We start from the raw sequence: 25,413 nt of genomic DNA on the forward strand, positions 1-25,413 counted from the left end.
AGAAGTTGACCCTAACTGTGTAGAATCAACTCCCTAAATTTGGATTAGTAAGCTACTTTGATATATAAAGTATCTTTGTATGTACCAGCACGTTGAGTACCTGAAATTGTATTTTTTGGAGCTACAGATACAGCAAAGTTATCAACGCTCATACCAGCTACAGGTGTAGAACCGATTGGATAATTCACACCACCTTTTGAAGTCGTGATTTTTGTAAATACTTTATCACTAGTGGTTTCATGTTTTACAAAAGTATCTGCACTTGAACCCGCGTTTAGCGTAGATAGATTTAATGTATATGGAGTGTTCGTTGTAACTGTAAAGCCACTAGCACCCGTATAACTGTCTTCAACGAGTTTGATGTCTTTACCTACCAAAAGCTCACATGCTTTAAGAATCTGTAACTTTATGTCGATTTCGCCTTCACACGGCGCACCGCCACATTGTTTAGATTCTTTTTTACCACCAGCGATTGCAGATGTTGCTGGAAGTGCTACGAACAATGTTGCAGATAGTACTGCGGTTAAAATTTTAGATGTAGACATTTCACTTCTCCATTCTCATATGAGATTTATTAGTATGTGCATCAAAGGATATTTATTAAGAAAAACTAATTAATCTTACTTTCCCTAGGTGCTGATTCATTCTTAATCATGTGGAGAAAAAAAGAACCTAATGCGGAATATTCACACGAATATTCATGTAATATTATTTTTTACGAATATTTAAATTATGTGGTTGTAATATATTAAATATTTTTAATTTTTATATTTTTATTTAATTTTTCTCTTTATCCCAAATTTTGGGGATTTTTTTCATATCCCTATTTTTTGGTATAACATATCTTATTGTTTTTATTAAATTTAGTAACATTAAAAATAATATAGGCTGTTACATATTTCACCAAATATTTGTGAAATAGTTCAAAATAATTTTCAAACAAACCAATAATATTTGAATATTCAACTATATTAATAGTAAAGGCCGATTAAATTTTATTTTTAAATAGAATCTCGAATGTATAATCACTACTTTCAGGTATGTCTTTTGAAACGCAATACAAGAATTACGTCACCAAATACTGAGCCTTTGTATTAAATTACAGGTTTTGAAACACGTCTTAGTTTCCAATGTTAAGCTTTTGTAAATCATATTTTCTTTCTTTAAATTTCAGTTTTTTGTTTTTCAAATTTTTAGAATCTCATTTATTACATGAAATATCATGTATGTTAAAATTCAGTCCCTCTCTTTCAACCCTCTTTTTACTTTGATTTTTTATTCAAAATACTGACTACCTCATTTAAAAGTATCTACATTCATCTTTAGAAAATTCTATAAATAAAAAAAGCCCCAAGTTATGGGGCTTTTTAAAATTTAACTTACTCACTGACTGGATAAAGCAATCCTTGATCGACTCGAAAGATTTGACCTGATCCAAAGTCGATCTGCTGCAACTCTCCTTTTAATTTTGGGAAGCCAGCAATTTTTTCCAATTGTGGTGAGCGTTGAAAATTCTTCGTTTTAGGATTGTACATCCAATAAATAAATCGCTTATCTTCTATTTTTCGACCATCAGAGGTATCTGAAAGTACAACATCATAGTATCCATCAAAGTTTACATCTAAGAATCCCATACTATTCCCAAAAGCATTAAAGCCTTGTAATGACTGTAGTACTTTGCCATTTGATTTATTAACCACATCTACGCGTTTTAGAGACTTCCCATAAGGTTGGTCTGCGGATTGCACCCCATAAAACTTAAACAGCAGGATAGGTTTATCTGCAGCTTTAAACGCAGGTTCAAACTGTAGATAACTTGTAGATGGTGGTGCCGTTTGTTCCGTCAGTTCAGCTTTAAAGTAGCCTGTATTTGCATTCAATGTACCTGCCAATCGATAAGCTGCTGCAGCACTTTGTTCCGTCCCAACATTGACTGAATTCAAGTCAATAAAATCTGCTTTTTGAGTCCCTTTAAAGTTAATTTGTTTGGGCTCTTGCAGATCAGTCAACGTCCCGTGCGGATTCCATATGCCAGCATACAAATCTAAGAAATAGCGTCCTTCAGTCGAGCGAAGCATCCGCTGCATGGATATGCGAACATCAGGTAAAGGCTTTAACTCAGACAGTGTTATATCTGCATCTTGTGCAAAACTCACCACAGGTAGACAAAGAGCGAGTAAAAGAGAGAGTTTTGATATTTTCATTGCAATTACACACTCCATGCAGCATGAATAATGCCTACTCTATCACAACCTAAATTCAACACAGATGACACAAATATAGGAGTTTTGAAACTACCTACGACTCAAACTATCAGATTAAATTGGAGTCGCTTTTAAAGCCCATGTTTCCAAATCTAATGAAATACATTTCAAACCAATATTAGATTCAATACATAGATCTTTCAGCAATTCAAACTGATCTACCTTATGATCAATTACGGGCTTCACAAGCTCTTGCTTTCTTCTAAGATCAATATATGCATTTTTCCCAACATATACTTCAACAAAGGCTTCTTCAGGCAATTTTAATGTATAAATTGGACGCGTTTGCAATTGGACTCTTTGCCAAAGTTGGTCATTGATATATGCATGTGTTTTTGTAGAAAAGTGATACCCGAATTGAGCATCGCTAATATTCTTTACAATACGTACTTCCTCTTCGTATGCCCATTCCTGCATTTTATAAAGCAAACCATGCTTTATTAAAACTTCTTCATTATCCCAATTTAAAATATTTGAATTTCCTACAGACATTAATTTTTCAACACTTGCCACATTGGCTTGCTTCGGCGCTGTTTTTAAATATCTCAACTCCCCTTTTGTTGAAGGAATAATAAATTGATCACCATCTTCAAGGCCTGCTTTGCATGTGTCTATTCCGATCACGACACCTTTTTTAACTATCCCCATAATGTGGCCAGATGAGTAGATTTAAAGCAGTTCTAGTCAAACTTAAAATCACATATTTTCTAGAAAACTGATTTCGGAATGCCCTACTGCTGCCGATGTCGGTACATCCAAATCATAAAAACCAAAACCAGTGCATTCAAATGGGTCATTAAAATCTTCTAAATGTGAAAAACCTAGAGATTTTGTTTTCAAAATCGTTAAAGCAGCTTCAAAACTCACATATTTATATAAAATCATTATTCTAACCCACGCTAATATTGGGTTCCTTGTATCATAAAACTCAAAAGATAATTAAATAAATTCTTTTCTTTGCTTACGATTTTGTTCGATTGGATCCAAAGTATGAACGAGTACAAAACATTGTTTTGTACGAAGTACAACGAGGCAGCACACTGTTCTGAGTGACGCGTAAGGAATGAAAGCACTACTTTTTTATTTTTAAGGCACGTAACTTTAAATATTAAAAAACCCACTCAAAATGAGTGGGTCTTCGTATTCAAATCAATTGATTCAAGAAATTAGTTTTTCTCTTTATCAACGATTTTGTTTGCTTGGATCCAAGGCGCGAAAATGATGAAAGTATCGCTTACATCATTTGAGGCTCGTAGCCTTGATGCCGTCTTTTATAAGGGATAAAAAAGCCCCTGTTAAAAACAAGGGCTTTTTGACTTAGATATCAGAACTTCGTTCTTTTCTTTGTCTACGATTTTGTTCGCTTGGATCCAAGGTACGTAACTTTAGATATTAAAAAACCCACTCAAAATGAGTGGGTCTTCGTATTCAAATCAATTGATTCAAGAAATTAGTTTTTCTCTTTATCAACGATTTTGTTCGCTTGGATCCAAGGCATCATCGCACGTAACTTGTTACCAGTTACTTCGATACCATGCGCCGCGTTTTGACGACGACGAGCAGTCATAGATGGGTAGTTCAACGCACCTTCTTGGATGAACATCTTCGCGTATTCACCAGATTGAATACGTTTAAGCGCATTACGCATAGCTTCACGAGACTGTTCGTTGATTACTTCAACACCAGTTACGTATTCGCCATATTCAGCATTGTTTGATACTGAGTAGTTCATGTCCGCGATACCGCCTTCGAACATTAAGTCAACGATCAATTTAAGTTCGTGTAGACATTCGAAGTAAGCCATTTCTGGTGCATAACCAGCTTCAACAAGAGTTTCGAAGCCCATTTTAACCAATTCAACAGCACCACCACAAAGAACTGCTTGCTCACCGAAAAGGTCAGTTTCAGTTTCTTCACGGAATGAAGTTTCGATAATACCAGTACGACCACCACCCACACCTGAAGCGTAAGAAAGCGCAACGTTACGTGCATTACCAGAAGCATCTTGGTGAACAGCGATAAGATCAGGTACACCTGAACCACGTTGGAATTCTGAACGTACAGTATGACCAGGCGCTTTTGGAGCAACCATGATTACGTCAAGGTCAGCACGTGGAACAACTTGGTTATAAAGAACAGAGAAACCATGAGCAAATGCTAGCGTTGCACCTTGCTTGATGTTTGGCTCAATTACGTCACGGTAAAGTTGTGATTGGAACTCATCTGGAGTCAAAATCATAACTAAGTCAGCTTGAGCTACAGCAGCAGGAACTTCTGAAACTTTAAGACCAGCATTTTCAGCTTTTTTCCAAGAAGTAGAACCAGCACGTAGACCTACAGTTACGTCAACGCCTGAATCTTTAAGGTTAAGCGCATGAGCATGGCCTTGTGAACCATAACCAATGATTGCTACTTTTTTGCCTTGGATGATAGATAAGTCTGTGTCTTTATCGTAAAAAATTTGCATTGCTGTCTCCGCTAAAATGCTTTTGTTTCCTTTAACTTGATACCGTGATTCTGTTTGATTATTCACGTTTCAAGTACCTCACCCATAGGAGTGAGGTGAATATATAAAATTAGATAGTTAAAACTTTTTCGCCACGTGCGATACCTGAAACACCTGAACGTACAACTTCTAGAATTGTATTTTCAGCTAAGGCATCAATAAAACCATCTATCTTTTCAGTTGTACCTGCGATTTGAATGGTATATGTCGTTGGTGTTACGTCTACGATTTGTCCACGGAAAATATCCGCAGTACGTTTAATTTCTGCGCGCGCTGAACCAAGTGCTTTGACTTTAATTAACATCAATTCACGTTCAATATGAGCACCTTCAGACAAATCAACAACTTTAACAACTTCGACAAGCTTGTTGAGTTGTTTGGTGATTTGTTCAATTTTATGCTCATCGCCATACGTGGTTAAAGTCAAACGCGAAAGCGTCGGATCTTCTGTTGGCGCTACGTTTAATGTCTCAATGTTATAACCACGCTGAGAGAATAAACCTACCAAACGTGAAAGCGCACCTGCTTCGTTTTCTACAAGTACAGAGATAATATGTCTCATTGTGTGCGCTCTCCTTTGCCTAACCACATATCTTTCATTGACTGGCCAGCAACCAACATTGGATATACATGCTCTGAACGGTCAACCATCACGTTAATAAACACGCACTTGTCATTGATCGCCATCGCTTCAGCAAGCTTCGACTCGAGTTCATCTGCATGGTCAATTTGAATACCTACATGACCATACGCCTCCATTAATTTAGGGAAGTCTGGAAGTGACTCAACATACGAGCTTGAGTGACGACCTTCGTAGTTCATGTCTTGCCATTGCTTAACCATACCTAATGCACGGTTATTCAAGCATAGAATTTTTACATTCAAGCCATATTGCTTACATGTAGATAGTTCTTGGATACACATCTGAATCGATGCTTCGCCAGTAATACACACTACTTGTTGATCTGGGAAGGCAAGTTTAGCTGCCATAGCATATGGCAAACCTACACCCATGGTTCCTAGACCACCTGAGTTGATCCATTGACGTGGACGTGTGTATTTGTAGTAAAGCGCACCAAACATTTGGTGTTGACCAACGTCTGAAGTAATGATGGCTTGGCTATTGGTAATTTTATCCAACGCTTCAACAACTTGCTGTGGTTTCATTGAACCATCAGTTGGTTTGTCATAGTTCAAACCATGAACTTGGCGCCATTCATTGATTTGTTTCCACCAAGCCGCGATATCTTCTGGATTTGGTTTAGACACATTCAATTGCTTTAATTGAGCCAACATTTCAGTCAATACAGGCTCTACTGCACCCACAATTGGGATGTGCGCCATAATTGTTTTTGAAATCGTTGCTGGGTCAATATCAATATGAATGACTTTCGCATTTGGACAGAATTTCGCTGGGTTATTGGTTACACGGTCATCGAAGCGCGCACCTACACACAAAATCACATCTGCATTGTGCATCGTCATATTGGCTTCGTAAGTACCATGCATACCCAACATACCGATGAATTGTTCATCATTGCCCGGATACGCACCAAGACCCATTAAAGTACTGGTTACTGGATAACCCAATAAATGTGCAAGTTCTGTCAACTGTGCAGAAGCGTTGCCTTGAACCACACCACCGCCTGAATAAATAATTGGGCGTTTAGCATGAATCAATTCATCAATTGCTTTACGAATTTGACCTGAGTGACCACGATGCGGCGGTTGATACGAACGCATTTTCACTTTTTCAGGATATTCGTAAGCAAATTTCTCTGCAGGATTCGTTGCATCTTTTGGAATATCAACGACAACAGGACCCGGACGACCACTTGAAGCGATATAAAATGCCTTCTTAATAATCGAAGGGATTTCGCTTGCATGACGTACTTGGAAGCTGTGTTTTACGATTGGGCGCGAAATACCGACCATATCCGTTTCTTGGAACGCATCCTCACCGATAAGATGGCTTGCAACCTGACCTGACAAAATCACCATTGGGATTGAGTCCATATAGGCAGTTGCAATTGGAGTTACGGTATTTGTTGCACCAGGACCAGATGTCACCAATACGACACCTGTTTTACCTGTGACACGTGAGTAAGCATCAGCCATATGACCAGCAGCTTGCTCGTGGCGCACTAGGTAATGATTGATTTTTTCTTGTTGAAATAGCGCATCATAAATATGCAGTACTGCGCCGCCTGGGTATCCAAAAACATGTTCAACGCCTTCGTCCGCTAAAGCGCGAACAAGCATTTCACCACCAGATAAAAGTTCCAACGTGATTCACCCTAATCTTTTTTCACGCACAAATGGAGGGCATTTGTCGTGGTTAATTCATTAACTGTGTGCTCTGTTATAGCACACAAATTTCATAGTTTTCATAGCAATAAGAAAAAAATCTGACCTGCTTGCTGTTTGAGCAATATGGGGTCTAAAACATGTTGGGATAAACATATTTTGTTGGCTTTGTTCAACCTCTCGGCTAGAGAAGAAGTCCATTGCTAAAATGCACTCATTCGAAGGGTGATCGATCTAAGGCATATAAAACTAAAGACAGCATTTTTGTAGTTTCAACCATTAAAGTCAAGTTTAAAAATGGGCTTTTTTCTGATTACTTACAGACCGTTTGTTTTTTAAGCACACTCCCGTTCTTTGCATTCTTTGTAGTTTGTTTATTTATAACCAGTTAGCATGTATTTAATAAAATACTTTTATAAATCTAATAAATAAATTAAATGAATTGCTGTGGGTTTTTAATTCAATTGCCTCACTTTCAACTTAAGGCATGGATTAAATGATAAAAACACAATATTTTGATTGCTTATTAATTCCACAATTCATCATTCACAAAGTTATTCATCCCACACGATGCCCCTTTTATCCTTTGTGCTAAAAAATGCATAGATTCTGCTGTCAAAAAAGCGCAAAATTTTCAGCATAATTTTGCATGATCACTCTAACTTTGGGACTGAATTTATGATGAAGACGACGATTGCTCGCACTGCCTGTATTTTATCTAGCATGGCATTTTGCCTGACCAGTTTGAACCTTTCAGCGAAAGAATATTACAAGTGGGTGGATGCAAAAGGTTCAACGCATTACACCACCACGCCACCGCCAAAAAATGCGCAGCGTAAAGGTAAAGTGAATACCTATGGTGCAACAACAACTACGCAATCAACTCCAGCAAAAAACCAAGAAGAGGTTTCACGTGAAGCCGAACAGTCGAATGAACAAAATGAGCAACTAGCGGAACAACAACGCGAAGCCAATGCAGCGCTCCGCCAAGGTCAAGCCGTAGCCTCCGCACCACAATAATTTACGCCAAAGCCTTCAATTTTGACTTAAATTATTTACATCTACACAGCATCGCAAAATTCACTCTAGGCGTATTTTGCGCTATGCTGTAGCACAAACTTTTTAACCGTTATTTCTATTTACGTTTATGACTACTCACATTGACCCTGAATATCAAGCCAGTGCGATTGAACCTACAGTCCAACAAGACTGGGAAAATCGCAAAGCCTTTAAAGTTGCCGACCAAGTAGAAGGACCACGTCGTTATATCCTCTCTATGTTCCCTTATCCAAGTGGCAAACTGCATATGGGTCATGTGCGTAACTATACGATTGGTGACGTGATCAGCCGTTTCCACCGCTTACAAGGTGAAACTGTGCTACAACCCATGGGTTGGGATGCTTTCGGCCTACCTGCTGAAAATGCTGCAATTGCCCATCAAGTCGCTCCTGCAAAATGGACTTTTGAAAACATTGATTACATGCGTAATCAGCTTAAAAAGTTAGGTCTTTCTGTAGATTGGGATCGTGAATTTGCAACTTGCACACCTGAATACTACCGCTGGGAACAATGGTTATTCGTACAGCTTTATAAAAAAGGCTTAATTTACCGTAAGCTTTCTACAGTGAATTGGGATCCAGTCGATCAAACAGTTTTAGCAAACGAACAAGTTGAAAATGGTCGTGGCTGGCGTTCAGGTGCATTGGTTGAGAAACGTGATATTCCAATGTACTACTTCCGCATCACTGACTATGCGCAAGAATTACTTGACGATCTAGACACATTAAAAGACGGCTGGCCACAGCAAGTTTTAACCATGCAACGTAACTGGATTGGTCGCTCACAGGGTATGGAAATTACCTTCCCTTCAGCGAATCCAGACGTTTATGCAGATGGTTTAACTGTATTTACCACTCGTGCTGACACACTCATGGGTGTGACTTATGTTGCGGTTGCAGCAGAACATCCGATGGCACTTAAAGCTGCGGAAAGCAATCCTGAGCTTGCTGCATTTATCGAAGAGTGCCGTATGGGTTCTGTTGCAGAAGCTGATCTTGCGACTGCTGAAAAGAAAGGTATGGCAACAGGTTTATTTGTTAAACACCCTGTTACTGGCGAACAAATTCCTGTTTGGATCGCAAACTACGTCTTGATGTCTTACGGCTCAGGTGCGGTGATGGCAGTGCCTTCACACGATGAACGTGACTTCGAATTTGCGAATAAATATGGCTTAACCATTAAGCAAGTGATTGATGCCAAAGGTGCAGACGATGCAGACTTTGACGCAACAACTTGGCAAGAATGGTACGGTTCTAAAGAAGGCAAACTGGTGAATTCAGGCGAATTTGATGGTTTAGATTTACAAGGTGCATATGATGCATTCCTTGCAAAATTAGAACCGACTGGACTTGCCAACTCGAAAGTTCAATTCCGTTTACGTGACTGGGGTGTTTCTCGTCAGCGTTATTGGGGTTGTCCAATTCCTATGATCAACTGTGAAAAATGTGGTCAGGTTCCAGTACCTGAAGAACAACTTCCAGTTGTATTGCCAACGGACGTGGTTCCAGACGGTTCAGGCAATCCACTCAACAAAATGCCTGAGTTCTATGAAACCACTTGCCCATGCTGTGGTGGCGATGCTCGTCGTGAAACAGATACTTTGGATACCTTTGTAGAATCATCTTGGTACTATGCACGCTATGCATCTCCAGATTTCACTGACGGTATGGTAAAACCTGAAGCGGGTCAAACTTGGTTACCTGTGAACCAATACATCGGTGGTGTTGAACACGCAATTCTTCATTTACTTTATGCACGCTTCTTCCACAAATTGATGCGTGATGAAGGTGTGGTACAAGGGAACGAGCCATTCACCAACTTGCTTACTCAAGGTATGGTTCTTGCGGATACTTACTACCGTGAATCAGAGTCAGGTAAGAAAACTTGGTTTAACCCTGCTGACATCGATTTAGAACGTGATGAAAAAGGTCGTATCATTTCTGCGAAATATCAAGGTGATGGTCAAGACGTCGTGGTTGGCGGTCAAGAAAAAATGTCGAAATCGAAAAATAACGGTATCGACCCGCAAGCCATTATTGACCAATACGGCGCAGATACTGCACGTGTATTCATGATGTTTGCTGCACCACCAGATCAATCACTTGAATGGTCTGACGCAGGTGTTGAAGGTGCAAACCGTTTCTTAAAACGTGTATGGCGCCTAGCATCTGGTTTCCTTGAACAAGGCAACTCTGCTGCAAACATCGACAAAGCGACACTATCTACCGCTGCACAAGACTTGCGTCGTAAAACACACGAAACCATTCAAAAAGTGGGTGATGACATTGCACGTCGTCATGCCTTCAACACCGCCATTGCTGCGATGATGGAACTTTTGAATGCAAACAATAAGTTTGAAGCCAAAGATGACAATGACGTTGCCGTTGCACGTGAATCAATCATTACCCTTCTAACTTTACTTGCTCCTTTTGCGCCACATTTAAGCCAAACCTTATTGGCTGAGTTTGGTATCGAATTAACATCAGCACGCTTCCCTGCTGTAGATGAATCTGCGCTGACTCGCAATACACAAACGATTGTAGTGCAAGTGAACGGTAAGCTTCGTGGCAAATTAGAAGTATCTGTCGAGGCCTCTAAAGATGACATTCTGGCACAAGCAAAAGCATTACCTGAAGTTCAACAATTCTTGACTGGTCCAACCAAGAAAGAAATTGTGGTGCCGAATAAATTAGTGAATTTGGTGGTTTAATTTAATCCCCCTAAATCCCCCTTTACAAAAGGGGGACTTCCCGCTCCCAATAAAAAATCGGGTCTCCTCCCTTTTTTAAAGGGAGGTCGGGAGGGATTAAAAAACAATTCCCAAACAAAGCCCGTTGCCAGTCAACGGGCTTTGACTTTACAATCCACACAGGATTTCAACATTATCCCTTCGGGAAACAGAGGACACTTTATGCACTTGGTTCAACGTGTTGCTGCAATTGTATTAACTATGGGCCTGAGCGCAGGCATGGTCGGTTGTGGTTTTCATTTAAAAGGCACCAACCCTGCTGCTGTACCTGTGGCCTATTCCAATATGCGATTGGCACTTCCTGAAGATACGGATGACTTACATGAAAAGTTAGCGATTTATTTAGGTTCTGCAGGCGTGCAATTGAGTAATAATCAAAATGCATATGTCTTACATGTGTTGGATTACACTCCGCGACGTTTAGAACTCAATGGTAAATTGGTTGAGACTTTATTGCGCTTAAACGTGACGTTCCAAATTGAAGATGCTCAAGGCAATCCTGTAACTGAACCCCGTACATTGATGGCAACACGTAGCTACCAATACGACGTTGCAACCGTGAACACCGATGACCAAGAAGAAAAATATTTAAAACAAGTGATTATTGATGACATTGCACAACAGATCGTGCGCCAAATTTCATCAAACCGCTTACCGAAAGCAAACCCACTAACTGCACCGACCAAAGCTGAGTAATTTTGATTTATGAAACTTGACTATCTTCAGGCATTAAAACGTGTAGATGAAGCGCAAGGTGCCTGGGTGCTGCATGGTCAAGAGCCTTTACTTGAACAAAATCTCCTGGATGCATTTCGTAAGAGTTGGAACACTCGAGAAGTCGAGCGTCAACGGTATGACATTAGCTCTGCTGCTGATTGGAAAAATGTCTTTAATGCTTTAAATAGCTTGTCATTATTTTCCAGTCAACTGGCAATTGAGGCACATGGCAGCATTAAACCCGATGCCAATGGACTAAAACTGTTAAAAAGCTATTTGCAGCAAAATGAAAGTAACTTGCTGCTCGTGGTCATGCCGAAGCAAGACAGTGCGAGTTTAAAGACCAGTTTTTTCCAAACCATTGATGCCAATGGAGTCAATGTTGCACTGACTGCAAACTACCCTAAAGATCGTCAGCAAATCTTAGCCACCGAGGCGCAAAAGCTTGGCATTCAACTCGCCAATGATGCTTGGCAATGGCTAGAACAGCATCATGAGCACAATTTACTGGCGGCAAAAAATAGTTTAATGCGTGTCGTAGATACTTTTCCTGAAGCAGAGATGATTCAGATTGATCATCTGTACTCTTGCTTACAAGATCAGTCACGCTACACCACTTACGATTTAAATGATGCAATGCTGCAAGGCAATTTGGCGCAATCAATTAAAATTTTTCAATATTTGATTGCATCTGGTGAGCCGATGTCACTCATTTTATGGAGTATCAGCAAGGAAATGCGCTTGCTGATGCAACTGTTTGAGCAACCACAAAATGCCTTACAAATTGGCATTTGGAAGACCAAGGTCGGGCTGTATCAACAAGCTTTACGCCGTTTAAATGCCAATGAGTTTTTGACGTGGCCTGCCCTGTTGTTACGTTTAGATGCCTCGATTAAAGGTTTGGGACATGAAAATGCCGAACATCTGATTATGCAAGCCATTGCTCAGATGTGCGGTAAAAGGTTATTTCCGTCCCTGTTGACTTAACTAAAAAAGCGAGCAAACCAACTTTTGCCTTTTTTCTGTTCCTGCGAGCGCAGATAGTGCAGCATATTGTCTCGCACTGAATCTACATAATCTTGATCATCATGCTGAATGTGATTAATCAGCCATTTAGACAATAAACGATATAAATCTTGTTCAACCGAAACACCATTTTCAAATTTGGTTCGATACTCATTCAGTCGCCTCACAAAATGCTCATGAATCCCACGATGAGACGGCAAATACTGATAATGTACCTGTTCCAATAAATTTTCTTCAAAGCTGAAATGCGATTGTGTATAGTCAATCAAATCATCCAAAACCTCTTTGATTTTCTCTCGACTGCCATTCACGAGGATTGCTTCCAACGTATTGATATAATCTAAAATCTGGCGATGTTGATTATCAATAACATCAATGCCGATATTATATTTTTCATTCCATTCCATATCTAACCCCGACTTATATTCCTATTTTATTTTGTATATTTAATGAAAAAAAACCACTTATCATTAAACCCATAATTTTTTTATGGGTTTTGATCTTAGCTGCATTTTTAGAACAAGACTATTGCAAAAAATCACACACGCTCAACAAAAACTGTGCACACTAAAGCACAAACACAATGCATATTTTTATTTTAATATCATTAACATAGGCTACAAAAAAGCTTTATAGCACCACTTTTTTTAATTTTCATTCAACTTTTTTCTAATTTGAAATTAGATTCAAATAAATAGGCATGAAATATGCTTTTTGTACTTTAATTGGCATTTAGTTACAGTTAAAAAATTATTTTACGCAGTAGAATGAGTCTGTTTACAGATTCTGCTAAGTCCCTTCATATCAATCGGAAAGCCTAAAGGGAAATAATAATCATTACTTCTTTGCTAAAATATTCACAATTTATCCGTATTTAACTCTTATAATTCAAATAACTTTCTTAACGCTTTACTGCCAATCATGCCAAAAATAAAACCAGCAAAATTGATCGTAGCCATCATCGCTGCTCTGGCGATCGCTGTCACAGCATGGCATTTTTTCAAACCAAAACAAGAGCAACCTCAGTACATTACGGCCGAAGTCAGCCGTGGGGATATTGAAAACTCAGTGCTTGCCACTGGTGTGCTTGAAGCAACTAAAATGGTCAGCGTAGGAGCGCAGGTTTCAGGTCAAGTAAAAAAAATGTATGTGCAACTTGGCGATGAAGTAAAACAAGGTCAATTGATTGCCCAAATTGATTCAGTGCGTCAGGAAAATGACCTCAAAACAGCCGAAGCCAGTATTAAAAATCAACAAGCGCAATTGGCAGTAAAAAATGCAAATTTAGCCAAAGTCGATGCTGAATATAAGCGTCAACAAGCGATGTATGCTCAAGATGCGACCAGTCGTGCAGAACTAGAATCTGCGCTAGCAAGCTATAAAACCGCACAAGCTGATATTGCAGCCATTGATGCACAAATCGAACAATCGCGCTTAACTTTAGCGACTGCAAAAGAAGACTTAGGCTATACACAAATTGTTGCACCCATGGATGGCACCATCGTGGCGATTGTGACGGAAGAAGGTCAAACCGTAAACGCCAACCAAAGTGCACCAACCATTGTGAAATTGGCAAAACTCAACACCATGACCATTAAAGCTGAAATTTCTGAAGCCGATGTCATGAAAGTCCAAGAAGGTCAAAGTGTTTACTTTACGACGTTGGGCGACAGTGAAACAAAACACTATGCTACCCTGCGCCAAGTTGAACCTGCACCAAATTCAATTAACACCGAAAGCAACAGCAATACCTCTTCGTCTTCAAGTACTGCGGTTTACTACAATGCGTTATTTGATGTCCCAAATGAAGATGGCAAATTGCGTATCGATATGACCGCTCAGGTGTATATCATTTTAGATGAAGCCAAGAATGTCTTAACGGTACCTGCCGCTGCCGTACAAACCTCAAACCGTCCACAACGTAGCCGAAATAATACGTCTACCGATGGTCAATCTGCGGATAAAAATGCCAACGCAGAAGCTAAATCGAACAAAGACCATCCAAATCGTCCTAAAGGTTTAGAACTGACTGAAGCTGAAAAGGCACTGGTCAAACAAGGTAAAGCGAGCGTTGCCATGGTGCGTGTATTACAAGCGGATGGCGCTGCGCAACCTCAACCCGTATTACTTGGCTTAAATAACCGTGTGACCGCACAAGTGATTCGTGGCTTAAAACAAGGTGATCAAGTCGTGATTGCCGACGGTTCAGACACTAGTAATGATTCTGCAAAACGCAGTAATCGCGGCGGCCCAATGAGAATGTAATGATGAGTCAAAATCAGACGCCTCTACTCGAGGTCAAGAATCTGACTCGTGAATTCCCTGCTGGTGAAAGCACAGTCCAGATTCTAAAAGGGGTTAATCTTGAGATTTACCCAGGTGAACTGGTGGCGATTGTAGGTCAGTCCGGTTCTGGTAAATCTACCCTCATGAACATTTTGGGGTGTTTAGATAAGCCAACCAAAGGCAGTTACAAGGTCAAGGGGCGTGAAACCCGTGAACTTGAACCTGATGAACTGGCACAGTTACGCCGTGAATATTTCGGCTTTATTTTCCAGCGTTATCACTTACTCGGTGATTTGAATGCTGCGGGTAACGTCGAAGTTCCCGCTATCTATGCCGGTGCAGATGCAACCGAACGTAATGCACGTGCCAAGCAACTGCTGACCGACCTAGGATTGGGTGAAAAAACTCAAAACCGTCCGAGCCAACTCTCGGGTGGTCAGCAACAACGTGTGTCGATTGCCCGCGCCCTCATGAATGGTGGTGACGTTATTCTTGCCGATGAACCCACCGGTGCATTGGATAAGAATAGTGGTATTGAAGTGATGCGGATTTTACGCGAACTCAATGCCAAAGGTCATACCATTATTTTGGTCACGCACGATCATAATGTTGCAAAAAATGCGACTCGAATTATTGAAATTTCAGACGGTAACATCATTTCAGATCAGCCCAATGTGCCTGAAACAGATGATGAACCTTTAGAAAAGCAACAACTCGTTCCAAACACCCAGAAAAAAACCTCGAGTTGGCGCTCTGCCGTTGACCGTCTTGGTGAAGCATTCCGTATGGCGATCCTTGCCATGAATGCACACCGGATGCGGACCTTCCTCACCATGCTCGGGATTATTATCGGTATTGCCTCTGTGGTCTCAGTGGTGGCCTTGGGTAATGGTTCGCAAAAGCAAATTTTAGAAAATATCAGCAGCTTGGGAACCAATACCATTACGGTTTATCAAGGTCGAGGCTTTGGTGATAATTCCAGATCATCCCAAGCCAAAACATTGATTCCTGCCGATGCGACGGCCCTTGCTGAACAGCCTTATGTCGATGGCGTTAGTCCTTCAGTCAATTCATCTGTTACAGCACGTTTTAAAGACACTGAAGCGTCGACCACAGTGAATGGCGTGAGTGAAGATTTCTTCTATGTCAAAGGAATGAACTTCGCTTCTGGTCAACCTTTTGATAAAGAAAGTGTGACTGAGCAAGCGCAAGATGTGGTGATTGATAGTAATACTAAAAATACTTTCTTTGCCGATGGCACCAACCCTGTGGGTCAAGTCATTTTGTTAGGCAGTGTGCCGAGCCGTATCATTGGCGTGATCGAAGAACAAAAAAGCATGATGGGCAACTCAGATAGCCTGAATGTGTATTTACCCTATTCAACGGTCATGAGTCGTATGTTAGGTCAGTCGAATGTACGTAGCATCATTGTCCGAGTGAAAGATGAATATCCAAGTGCTGCTGCTGAGAACGCCATCTTAAGCTTATTGGTACAACGTCATGGCGCGCAAGATGTCTTTACACAGAACTCCGATAGTATCCGCGAAACCATTCAACAAACCACGGCAACAATGACCCTATTAGTGTCTGCGATTGCCGTGATTTCATTGGTCGTCGGTGGTATTGGGGTCATGAACATTATGTTGGTTTCTGTGACTGAACGTACCCAAGAAATTGGTGTGCGTATGGCCGTGGGTGCACGTCAAAGTGACATTCTGCAACAGTTCCTGATTGAGGCGGTGTTGGTGTGTATCTTAGGCGGTGTGCTTGGGGTTTTATTATCTTTAGGTATTGGACAATTGATTAGTCATTTTGCCGGTGGAACATTTCAAATGGCCTATTCAACGACGTCTATCGTTGCTGCATTTGTCTGCTCAAGTATGATTGGTATTGTGTTTGGCTTTATTCCTGCACGTAATGCCGCACAGCTTAACCCTGTCGATGCGCTTTCTCGCGAATAAGGAATTAATGATGCAAATGACCTTAACTAAACTTGCAAGTGCCTTCATTCTCGGAAGTAGCTTAGTCGGCTGTGCCGCTGTGGTTAAAACGCCGTACGAAGCTCCTGCAACACAAATTCCGACGCAATTTCAAAATGCGAAAGCCATGAGTCAGCAAGTTCATGCAGATACTTATGCTGACCAATGGTGGACATTGTTTAATGATGCTCAATTGAACCAGTTGGTGAATCAAGTTTTAGCTGCCAATACTGACCTTGCTGTTGCAGGTATTAATTTACAGCAAGCTCGGCTACAAGCAGGTTTAGCTGAAAATAAACAAGGGCCACGCGTGAGTTCAAGTGTTTCAACTGGACATAACTTTGACCTTAATTCAGGTGATGATTCCTCAAAAGGTGTATCACTCAGCGGTGGCGTCAGTTATGAAGTAGATTTATTTGGTCGTTTGGCTAGCCAGACTGAAGCAGCAAAGTGGGAAGCTTTAGCGACTGAACAAGACCTGCAAGCCACTGCCCAAAGCTTGATTGCAACAACAGCAAACCTATATTGGCAACTTGGCTATTTAAATGAGCGCTACAGTATTGCGCAGCAAAATTTGGCCAGTACGCAAAAAACCTATGACTTGGTCAAGGTGCAATATAAAGCTGGCGCTGTGTCAGGTTTAGATCTAACCCAAGCAGAACAGTCGGTCCAAAGTCAAAAATCGACCTTAAGCCAAATTGCCCAACAAAAAGTGGAAACACGCACTGCATTGGCTGTGTTGTTACATCAACCTGTGCAACAACTGAATATTTCAGAGCCGCAGCGTTTACCTCGAATTGCATTACCTACGATTGCTGCAGGTTTACCTGCCGAGTTGTTGTCTCGCCGTCCAGATTTACAAGCGAGCGAATTAAGATTACGTAAAGCTTTGGCAAATAAAGATGCAACGAAAGCGAGTTACTATCCTTCGATTAGTTTGACTGGCAATTTAGGATCGAGCAGTACCTCTTTGAGTAATTTATTACAAAACCCTGCTTTGGCTTTGGGTGCAAGTTTAAGTTTACCTTTCTTGCAATATAACGATATGAAGAAAGACCTTGCGATTAGCGATTTAGATTATGAAAAATCTATTATTCAATATCGTCAGACCTTGTATCAGGCTTTTGCCGATGTGGAAAATGCACTATCCAATCGTACTGAGTTAAGTCAACAAGTTGCTTTGCAAGAGCGTAATGTACAGCTTGCAGAAAAGACTGAGCGTTTGACTGAAGTACGTTATCGAAATGGTGCAATTGCGTTGAAAAACTTGCTAGATGCACAGGAGACCACACGTAATGCGCGACTGTCTTTGGTTCAAACCAAACAGAGTCAATATAATGCTTATGTAACTTTAATGCAGGCGTTGGGTGGCAGTCCGATTCAACAGTTACCTTGATTTATATAAAAAAAGCCCTGAGGGGCTTTTTTTACATCTAAAGGGTTTAAATAACAAAAACTCTCTTTTTGAGATATTAAATTTGCTTTATTCTTTGGCAATATTTTAACAACTCTATAATTTTTAAGAATATGATCAATCAAAACCTAGCCATTATTTTACTATCAACCTTTGCTTTAAGTGCATGCGCAAAAACTACCAACGAGACTCAAGCACCTTCTAATCATCAAAATAATGCTTCTCCCGAATTACAAGCACAAATTCAAAAATTGCTAGAAAAAACCAAAAAGAATATGATTTTTGTGGAAGGTGGTACTTTTATGATGGGGGATTTTGATCATTATGACAGCAAGATTGATAGCAAACCTGTTCACAAAGTAACTCTAGATAGCTTTAGCATGTCTGCTTATAAAGCCACCTATGCAGATTTAGACATATACAGCGCTGCAACCAATACCCCTAAAGTAGGCTCAACCGAGTCTCACTCTTCACAATTTAGATATCCTGTTTCTTCTGCAGGTGTTTCTTGGCAAGAGGGACGAAATTATTGCCAATGGTTAGGTACACAACTAAAACTTGACATAGACCTCCCGACCGAAGCTCAGTGGGAATATGCTGCCCGCAATAAAGGCCAAAAGATTCATTTTCCAACCAATACAGGAAAAATCGAAAATGGCGTAAATGTATGGAGTTTTAAACAGCGACAAGCATTATTTCATGAATTTAAGTCTATTGGTGCTGAAATTTCTGTAATAGGCAGATACCCAGCTTCAGCACTAGGTTTTTATGATTTAATTACAGACAACTATGAATGGATGCTTGATTGGTATGCAGCAGATTATTATCAACATTCCCCTGAAAAAAACCCGAAAGGCCCTAAAGCAGGAACTGAGAAAGTCCTCCGTAGTGCTAAACCTCTAGATGGCCAAACCTTGCAGATGGGGGAGGGTTTAACTGTACGGCGTAGTCATACTCACCCTATTCAACCAGTAGATTTCCCTGAAAGATTTAAGGGAGTAATCAATCCAAACTTTGACAACTCTGTACGCTGTGTAGTAAACCAAACTAAAAAGATTCTATAGTCTAACGTAACGTTCAGCTCTATCAAGCTCAAGCTTGATAGAGCTGTATGTCCTTGTCGTCAAATGGAGCTAAAATATCTAAATTTGTAGCTAAAATTGCGTCGTTATCTGCATAACCATTCATATAATCCAACTGTTTAAATTGCATATCATCTTGATTTTTTACAATTAAATGATTCAAAGGGTAACCTTGTATCGGTTTTGCCTGCTTACGGTATTTAAGGAAATCTTTTAACCATTGGTTCTCTCGACCACCTGCATAATCTCCCCCGGAATTGAGTGCAATAATAATATCTTCAGCAATACTGACATCTTCGCCATAGTTTAAAAAGCGAATAATATCCCCTTCAATTTTTTGCATATTACTTTTGGACTGGGTTTTAGCACGAGGATGCACATGTTGAATGACATTCATCCATTCCTGAGTGGAGATACAGGTTTTAAATATATTAATAATGGCATTTTTCCGTGTTACAAAACGGTTAATCTCTACATCTAAACCACTCATGCTAATCGTCATATCAAATAAAGAAGCTGTACGAGTTGTCCAGTGTGTTACCCCATAGATCAATATCCCCTTGGTTTCAGGTGAGGCAATGACTAAACCATCTAAACCACTAGGTGAGTTGATATTCATAGCGGCTCTATAACGTTGTTGATCAGAAGAAAGGCCACTTATCCAAACACTAAAATCAATGACTAATTCATTAACATTTTGTGTCAAAGGATGATTATCTCCAATACAATAAGCTAATATTTGCGCTAATGCAGTGAAAGCTAATTCATTAATATATAAAAGCTGTTTAAATGACGCTTGTAATAATTGACTTTTTACAAACAGCGCAAAATACCACATTTGCTTGAAATCAACTTCAAAGTCTAAAGCTCCCTTTGCCCCGATCCCCCAACATACATGCAAAGCCACACGAAATTTAAATTTTCCACCTTCAAGAAATATTTGAAATTTCCCCTCAAACCCTCCACCAATACTTCCACCCACCGTCGGTGCTGCAGAGGCCAAATTAACAAACTTAGCTGGACTCTCTGTCTTATCGTTATACCACTCTATAGAGCCTAAAGCAGTAACACCCATTTGGGCTCCACCAAATGCTTTTACTTCAGCTGTCACTTGATTTTCTGTTGTTTTGTCAAAATCAGCATCATCAGGCTTTAAAATACCGCGGGAAGTAGCATTAGTACGCCTTGGTGTCCGTGTCGTAGGATAAACAACTTGAGGCGCACCAACAGTCATTGGCAAATCAACCGATAAATTACCTGCCAATCCAATATTTGCACCAGCAAAACCATGTAAACTACAACCGCGAATAAAGCGAATAGTACCTAGTGCCATATCTCCGACCTCTAGATTCCAACCATTTTCACTTGGATAAAAGCTTCTCCATTCTTTTTGCTTTTCAAATAATACAAATTTTGCAGAGAGATCGCCTTTTGCTCTAATTGAAGTTCCTTTATTAGTCGCATGTATTGAAGCTTCACCTCCATTTCCAGCAACTAAGCGCATCCATTGCGACTCAACACTAACATTGACCCCATTACTATTTTTATATTGTTCTGCAATTTCTCCACCAATCCCACCTATCATGTCGTAGATAACTTTTTCATCATCACCAAATTTCTTTTTATAAATTTCTACGCTTAGTTGCTCTTTTAAATCATCGAAGCTTTTCTTCATATCTAGTAAGTCAATTTCTATATCACCATCTTCTTCATAATTCCTAGATTTAATCGCAGCAGTTTTTATTTTTATTTTTGATTCACCATTTAGTCGCTTTGACTTTAATTGATCATATTCCTTCGCCGTTAAATATTTTCTTAATAGTTGTTTTTCCCCTGTTTTAGTATCTCCTTTGGTTTCTAAAACCAAAACTTCTCGCAAATCTGCTTTATTTCCAAATTTTTCATTTAATTTTTCTATTGCTTTTTGTTGATTAATATTTAATCTTTTTTCAATTTCTTCAATTTCAGCAGTAGACTTAGCAGTAGAGCTAGATAAATAGTTCATTTTTTCATCTAATTCATATTTTGTACGATGTATATTTTTTATAGAATCTTCTAAGTCACGCGTTATTTTTTCAAATGTATCGAAAGCATCCTGAGGTAATATTAACAATTCATCAGTATGAGGATTTACTACAATTGGTATTTTTTTAGCTTTACCTAAGCCGACAGTAGTATTTTCATTCGGGCTGCTCCCACCGATTGCTACACCTATACGAATTTGATTAATTTGATTTTTATCAATACAAGTGATCGAGGGAAAAAATTCACTCTCTTTATCTTGATTTCCTATTTTATATTTAACCTGACTACTTTTGGTAGTGAATGCAATTCCTGTTACCCCATTTTTTTCAGCACTCTTTGGAAAATTGTTTAAAATTGGCTTCTTATTATTTTTCTCAAATACTTGATATTGAATATTAGATATAGGTTTTGACTGTGAATTCATAAACTGAAAAACAGAATACGTCTTCAAGAAAAATACCTTAGCTTTATAAATTTTTTTTGTACATTTCTTTTTATATTCAATATAATTATTGCCTAAATCTTTAAGTGACCGTTCAAATGGTTCAATCAAACCATTACTATTACTTAAGTTTTTATTTTTCAGTATTTCTGCAAATTTTGGGTCTATTGGCTTACTACCCGATAATTCAAAAACTGATTTTTGAATGTTAATTTTTCCGATACCATTGTTTGAAAAAATTCCCTTCGTAGAATTCTCTTTCATTACTTTTATTGTATTTCTTAATTCTTTCTTTCTTAATTCATATTTCTGTTCACTTGGAAATTTAGAGTTTTCAAGTAACTTCTCTTCATCAATGACAATAATATTACTTACATCACTTTTAGAAAATAATGGGATCATCCATTCACTTTTAGCTGAATAAGGACTCTTAAATCCATAAACAAAAAATCTTAGTTGGCAAATACTCTCTACTATTACATTTTTTGTTTGCCCATTTTCATCAGTTACATCCTGTAGCTCTTTTACTACTTTGTTATTTTGTACTATTTGTACTTTATATTTTACTTTAGAGAGCGCTCCACCCCCCTGCTTACTAAGCTGAATTTTATTATCAATAACGTAATATTTATCCATTTTCTTATCCAATTTAGTTATTTTGCAAAATTTTATATTTTGAAGCGTCTTTATCTGAAATATGCACACCTATTCGCTCTGGACCATCAGTTTCGAATCTTTCCGTTTTACCATTAGCATCAGTCTTACCAATTTTTTGCGTACCATCAGATTTAAAAACTACATATTCAACACCTTGTCCTGGCTTACCAAATTCATCGACAATTTCAAATGTTAAGTAACAAGGTGACGAATTTAATTTAATTGGTGGAACCTCCACCTTTTCCCCTTCCACAAACTTATGCTGCCCCGCTTTCGCCTCAAACTTCCCACCTGTAGTTGGATATATTCCCGAGCCATTCAGTTTGATCTGCGAACCACCCGCAGTTAAGTTTATTTCTTTAGGGCTGGTGATATATACCGTATCTTCGGTTGAAATAATCTGAATGCCCTTACGTGCAATTAGATCGAGTCCATCACCTTGTGCCTGAATTTCAACTTTCCCTTTCCCAGCAAATGCTCTCAATCCTTCTTGCGCTGCAAATAAACTGATTTTTTTGCCTGCATGACCTATTAAAGATTTTTGCGTGGAAATGTTCATACTATCGCCTGCAGTTTGGCTGATCTGACCATTTGCGGAAATATGTACATCTTCATTGGAACTTATCGCAATCGAATTTGGCGCAGCTAATACCATCACTGCCGACTTAAACTCAGCAGCTTTTTGCTGATCATCCTGACTTAACACCTCAATAAAGGCTTGAAGACTCTCCAATACTTCAAGCGGGTCGGTCTGTTGGTTTTTCGCTACATCACTCAGCCCTTTAGCATTATTCAATGCACTTTCGATTTGAGTATGGGCTTCATTGCTCGATAAATGCACCCCACCTGCCTGTGCTTGCTGATGTGTCGACACCAATAAACCTTGTCCAGCTCGTACCGCCCCCCATTGATCGGTCCGCAGTTCAAAGCCTTCACCCCGACTTTCACTCTCGGCCTTTTCTTTAGGATGGCTTAAATTACCTAAGTTTAACTGTGTCACACCGTGACTGCTTTGCAGTTGGGTGGATATTTGTCCTGTAGTGTCATCAAAGCGCAGTTGTCCAAAGCCTTCACCCCCGACTTCTTTAGAACGAATCCCTGCTAGCTTTTTGGTATCTGGTAATTGTCCTTTATTATCAAATTTAGTAGGACTACGCTGCGCTTCATGAATACGACCCACGACAAAAGGTCGGTCAATGTTTCCATCAAAGAAATCAACGACAACTATTTCACCAATTCGAGGTAAGAAACGTGCGCCATAACCTTCGCCGGCCCAAGGGGTCAGTACATCCACCCAAGCCGAGTCTGTGTCATTATTATTCGCACCTGCACCGCCATCATGGCCATGATCATCGGAACGGGTAAATAGGAAACGGACTTTTATCCGCCCCCATTCATCAACATGGATTTCTTCACCGGCAGGCCCCACAACTTTGGCACGTTGGGGATGTGTTACTGGTCGATGTGTAAGTGGATTAAATTCAGGGACGGTCGTTATATTTCGACGTTGTAAAGCCAAGGTATTGGCTTGGCGTTCATCCGCATCGCTTTGTTTGACTTGCCACTGACTTTGATGGATCAGTTGTGTAACTTGATCGGTTAAGTCTTTGGGTAAATTATTTTGATTATAAAAAGACTTAGATAAAATCAAAAACTCTTGATCTGCACCACGATGCTGGTCAATCTCTGGATGCTCATCCAATTTGAACCAATAACCAACTTGCGTATCACGTACGGTACTTTTGGCAATAAATTGTTTGGCTTGAGCCGCATAATAATCACTAAAATTTTGATTGAGACGTTCAACTTGAGCACTATTAGAAGCAGTTGCAGCATCTTCACCATTCAGATCTTGCATCCATGCAGGGCTCACATGCCATGCCTGCTCTAAGCTTAAGCTCGCATTATCTTGATTTTGACTATGTAGGTGCTTGCTTTGTACTGCACCACCCCCCTCGTCCTGTTCAAGCACATCCGCCTGCCACCGCTGCACATGTACCGACGTCGGTTGCAAACTGCGTTGCCCAATAAAACTGGTCATGCTGTCTTGCTTTTCTGTAGCGCTGCTGCGATGAAAACGGATATTGCGACGATCTAGAGGCTGATATTGACTATTTTCATCAATTAAACGCAGCTTTTGGGCTTGGAGTGGCGCTGAAGAGGAAGAGACAAAATGCTGCGCTTCATCAACCAACCAATGAATGCCTTCACTGCGTAGTAAGCGAGTAATAAAATCATAGTCGGTTTCATTACTTTGCATCATGAATGGTCGAACGTCATACTCTTTTTTTAAGCCACTTAAGTCCAAACTTAAGCTCGCTGCAAAAAGTGGGCTCTTTTTTTGCCATTCCTTAAAAATAATCTCGACCACATCTTTGACCGATTTATTCATAAACACACGGCTATTACGACGCTTATGCCACAATGCCGTTGCATCTTCTAAGGTCAACTTATATAGCGTTAATGCACCATCACTTTGGCCTTGAAATGCTTCTGTAATGATCCCGGTAATACGAAAAAGTTGACCCGCATCGGTTACCTGATCGATTGCGACTTGCGTACCAATAAATTGTTTGAGTTCTAAGGTGGCAGAAGTAGACAGACAAATCAGTTGAACATTTAAACCCGTACTAAGCGCATGTTCCCCATCAATACGTTGCAAGAATACTTGTTCATTCAGCGTGGTATTGGAAAATTGAATATGCAAGGCACGTTTTTGTGGACTAATGCCCAATTTCTCAAGTGCAGAATAAATATTGTTCAGCATCGTTATTATCTAAAATCAGATTTTTATAAAATATGCGGGGTATTTAATCAAAAAAACTCATATTTTTCTAGGCATAATCTGCCTGCTTTTTTGGGTTTTATGTAAGTAAAAATTCAAATTTCTACATCAATTC

Annotated in this window: 18 protein-coding genes; 8 read left to right on the plus strand and 10 right to left on the minus strand. The window is 39.7% G+C overall.

Annotated features, from left to right (window positions below; genetic code table 11):
* Positions 1–44: 44 nt before the first annotated feature.
* The 7 genes from FTV11_RS01660 to FTV11_RS01690 all read right to left on the minus strand — a co-directional run bounded on the left by FTV11_RS01660 (position 45) and on the right by FTV11_RS01690 (position 7,056).
* Positions 45–545 (minus strand): hypothetical protein, encoded by a 501-nt coding sequence (locus FTV11_RS01660; protein ID WP_180005392.1) that lies wholly within the window; start codon positions 543–545, stop codon positions 45–47.
* Between the two features lie 834 nt (positions 546–1,379).
* Complete coding sequence (locus FTV11_RS01665; RefSeq protein WP_257222505.1) at positions 1,380–2,204, minus strand: hypothetical protein; 825 nt, start codon at positions 2,202–2,204, stop codon at positions 1,380–1,382.
* A gap of 114 nt (positions 2,205–2,318) precedes the next feature.
* On the minus strand, positions 2,319–2,912 hold the full coding sequence (locus tag FTV11_RS01670) for a DUF2971 domain-containing protein (protein WP_180073276.1): 594 nt from the start codon (positions 2,910–2,912) through the stop codon (positions 2,319–2,321).
* 48 nt (positions 2,913–2,960) lie between these two features.
* Positions 2,961–3,149 carry a hypothetical protein gene (locus FTV11_RS01675; RefSeq protein WP_257223133.1) on the minus strand — a complete coding sequence of 63 codons (189 nt, stop codon included), beginning with the start codon at positions 3,147–3,149 and terminating at the stop codon, positions 2,961–2,963.
* A 565-nt stretch (positions 3,150–3,714) separates the two neighbouring features.
* Positions 3,715–4,731, minus strand: a complete 1,017-nt coding sequence (ilvC, locus tag FTV11_RS01680; protein WP_078192867.1) for a ketol-acid reductoisomerase — start codon at positions 4,729–4,731, stop codon at positions 3,715–3,717.
* Positions 4,732–4,840: 109 nt separating this feature from the next.
* Positions 4,841–5,332 carry an acetolactate synthase small subunit gene (gene ilvN, locus FTV11_RS01685; protein ID WP_078189625.1) on the minus strand — a complete coding sequence of 164 codons (492 nt, stop codon included), beginning with the start codon at positions 5,330–5,332 and terminating at the stop codon, positions 4,841–4,843.
* Positions 5,329–7,056, minus strand: a complete 1,728-nt coding sequence (locus FTV11_RS01690) for an acetolactate synthase 3 large subunit (RefSeq protein WP_168378448.1) — start codon at positions 7,054–7,056, stop codon at positions 5,329–5,331. Before FTV11_RS01690 ends, ilvN begins: the two co-directional genes overlap by 4 nt.
* Positions 7,057–7,800: 744 nt before the next feature.
* On the opposite strand from FTV11_RS01690, the gene FTV11_RS01695 reads away from it, so the two are divergent.
* From FTV11_RS01695 to holA, 4 genes are all read left to right on the plus strand, one after another.
* Positions 7,801–8,097: a DUF4124 domain-containing protein gene (locus tag FTV11_RS01695; protein ID WP_373685393.1), complete on the plus strand. Its 297-nt coding sequence runs from the start codon at positions 7,801–7,803 to the stop codon at positions 8,095–8,097.
* 127 nt (positions 8,098–8,224) lie between these two features.
* Positions 8,225–10,846 carry a leucine--tRNA ligase gene (gene leuS / locus FTV11_RS01700; RefSeq protein WP_180073278.1) on the plus strand — a complete coding sequence of 874 codons (2,622 nt, stop codon included), beginning with the start codon at positions 8,225–8,227 and terminating at the stop codon, positions 10,844–10,846.
* A 201-nt stretch (positions 10,847–11,047) separates the two neighbouring features.
* The gene (lptE, locus tag FTV11_RS01705; RefSeq protein ID WP_078192675.1) at positions 11,048–11,581 is read left to right on the plus strand and encodes an LPS assembly lipoprotein LptE; all 534 of its coding nucleotides are present in this window, start codon (positions 11,048–11,050) and stop codon (positions 11,579–11,581) included.
* A gap of 9 nt (positions 11,582–11,590) precedes the next feature.
* Positions 11,591–12,589, plus strand: a complete 999-nt coding sequence (gene holA / locus FTV11_RS01710) for a DNA polymerase III subunit delta (protein ID WP_180007207.1) — start codon at positions 11,591–11,593, stop codon at positions 12,587–12,589.
* Here holA and FTV11_RS01715 read toward each other — a convergent pair.
* A complete protein-coding gene (locus tag FTV11_RS01715; protein ID WP_180007206.1) occupies positions 12,586–13,035 on the minus strand; it encodes a bacteriohemerythrin in 450 nt (149 codons plus the stop codon). The two genes, holA and FTV11_RS01715, sit on opposite strands and share 4 nt — an antisense overlap.
* 514 nt (positions 13,036–13,549) lie before the next feature.
* Here FTV11_RS01715 and FTV11_RS01720 point away from each other — a divergent pair.
* From FTV11_RS01720 to FTV11_RS01735, 4 genes are all read left to right on the plus strand, one after another.
* Positions 13,550–14,893: a MacA family efflux pump subunit gene (locus FTV11_RS01720; RefSeq protein ID WP_180025988.1), complete on the plus strand. Its 1,344-nt coding sequence runs from the start codon at positions 13,550–13,552 to the stop codon at positions 14,891–14,893.
* A 2-nt stretch (positions 14,894–14,895) separates the two neighbouring features.
* A complete protein-coding gene (locus tag FTV11_RS01725; protein ID WP_180026034.1) occupies positions 14,896–16,875 on the plus strand; it encodes a MacB family efflux pump subunit in 1,980 nt (659 codons plus the stop codon).
* A gap of 10 nt (positions 16,876–16,885) precedes the next feature.
* Complete coding sequence (locus FTV11_RS01730; protein ID WP_180007263.1) at positions 16,886–18,289, plus strand: efflux transporter outer membrane subunit; 1,404 nt, start codon at positions 16,886–16,888, stop codon at positions 18,287–18,289.
* Positions 18,290–18,420: 131 nt separating this feature from the next.
* Positions 18,421–19,371, plus strand: coding sequence for an SUMF1/EgtB/PvdO family nonheme iron enzyme (locus FTV11_RS01735; RefSeq protein ID WP_180007204.1), 951 nt, complete (start codon positions 18,421–18,423; stop codon positions 19,369–19,371).
* Between the two features lie 28 nt (positions 19,372–19,399).
* On the opposite strand, the gene FTV11_RS01740 is transcribed toward FTV11_RS01735, so the two are convergent.
* Both FTV11_RS01740 and FTV11_RS01745 read right to left on the minus strand, forming a co-directional pair.
* The gene (locus FTV11_RS01740; RefSeq protein ID WP_180025989.1) at positions 19,400–22,492 is read right to left on the minus strand and encodes a hypothetical protein; all 3,093 of its coding nucleotides are present in this window, start codon (positions 22,490–22,492) and stop codon (positions 19,400–19,402) included.
* Positions 22,493–22,505: 13 nt separating this feature from the next.
* Positions 22,506–25,280: a type VI secretion system Vgr family protein gene (locus tag FTV11_RS01745; RefSeq protein ID WP_180073279.1), complete on the minus strand. Its 2,775-nt coding sequence runs from the start codon at positions 25,278–25,280 to the stop codon at positions 22,506–22,508.
* Between the last annotated feature and the right edge of the window lie 133 nt (positions 25,281–25,413).

Source organism: Acinetobacter sp. YH12231, assembly GCF_013417755.1.
GTDB classification, from domain to species: Bacteria; Pseudomonadota; Gammaproteobacteria; order Pseudomonadales; family Moraxellaceae; genus Acinetobacter; species Acinetobacter amyesii.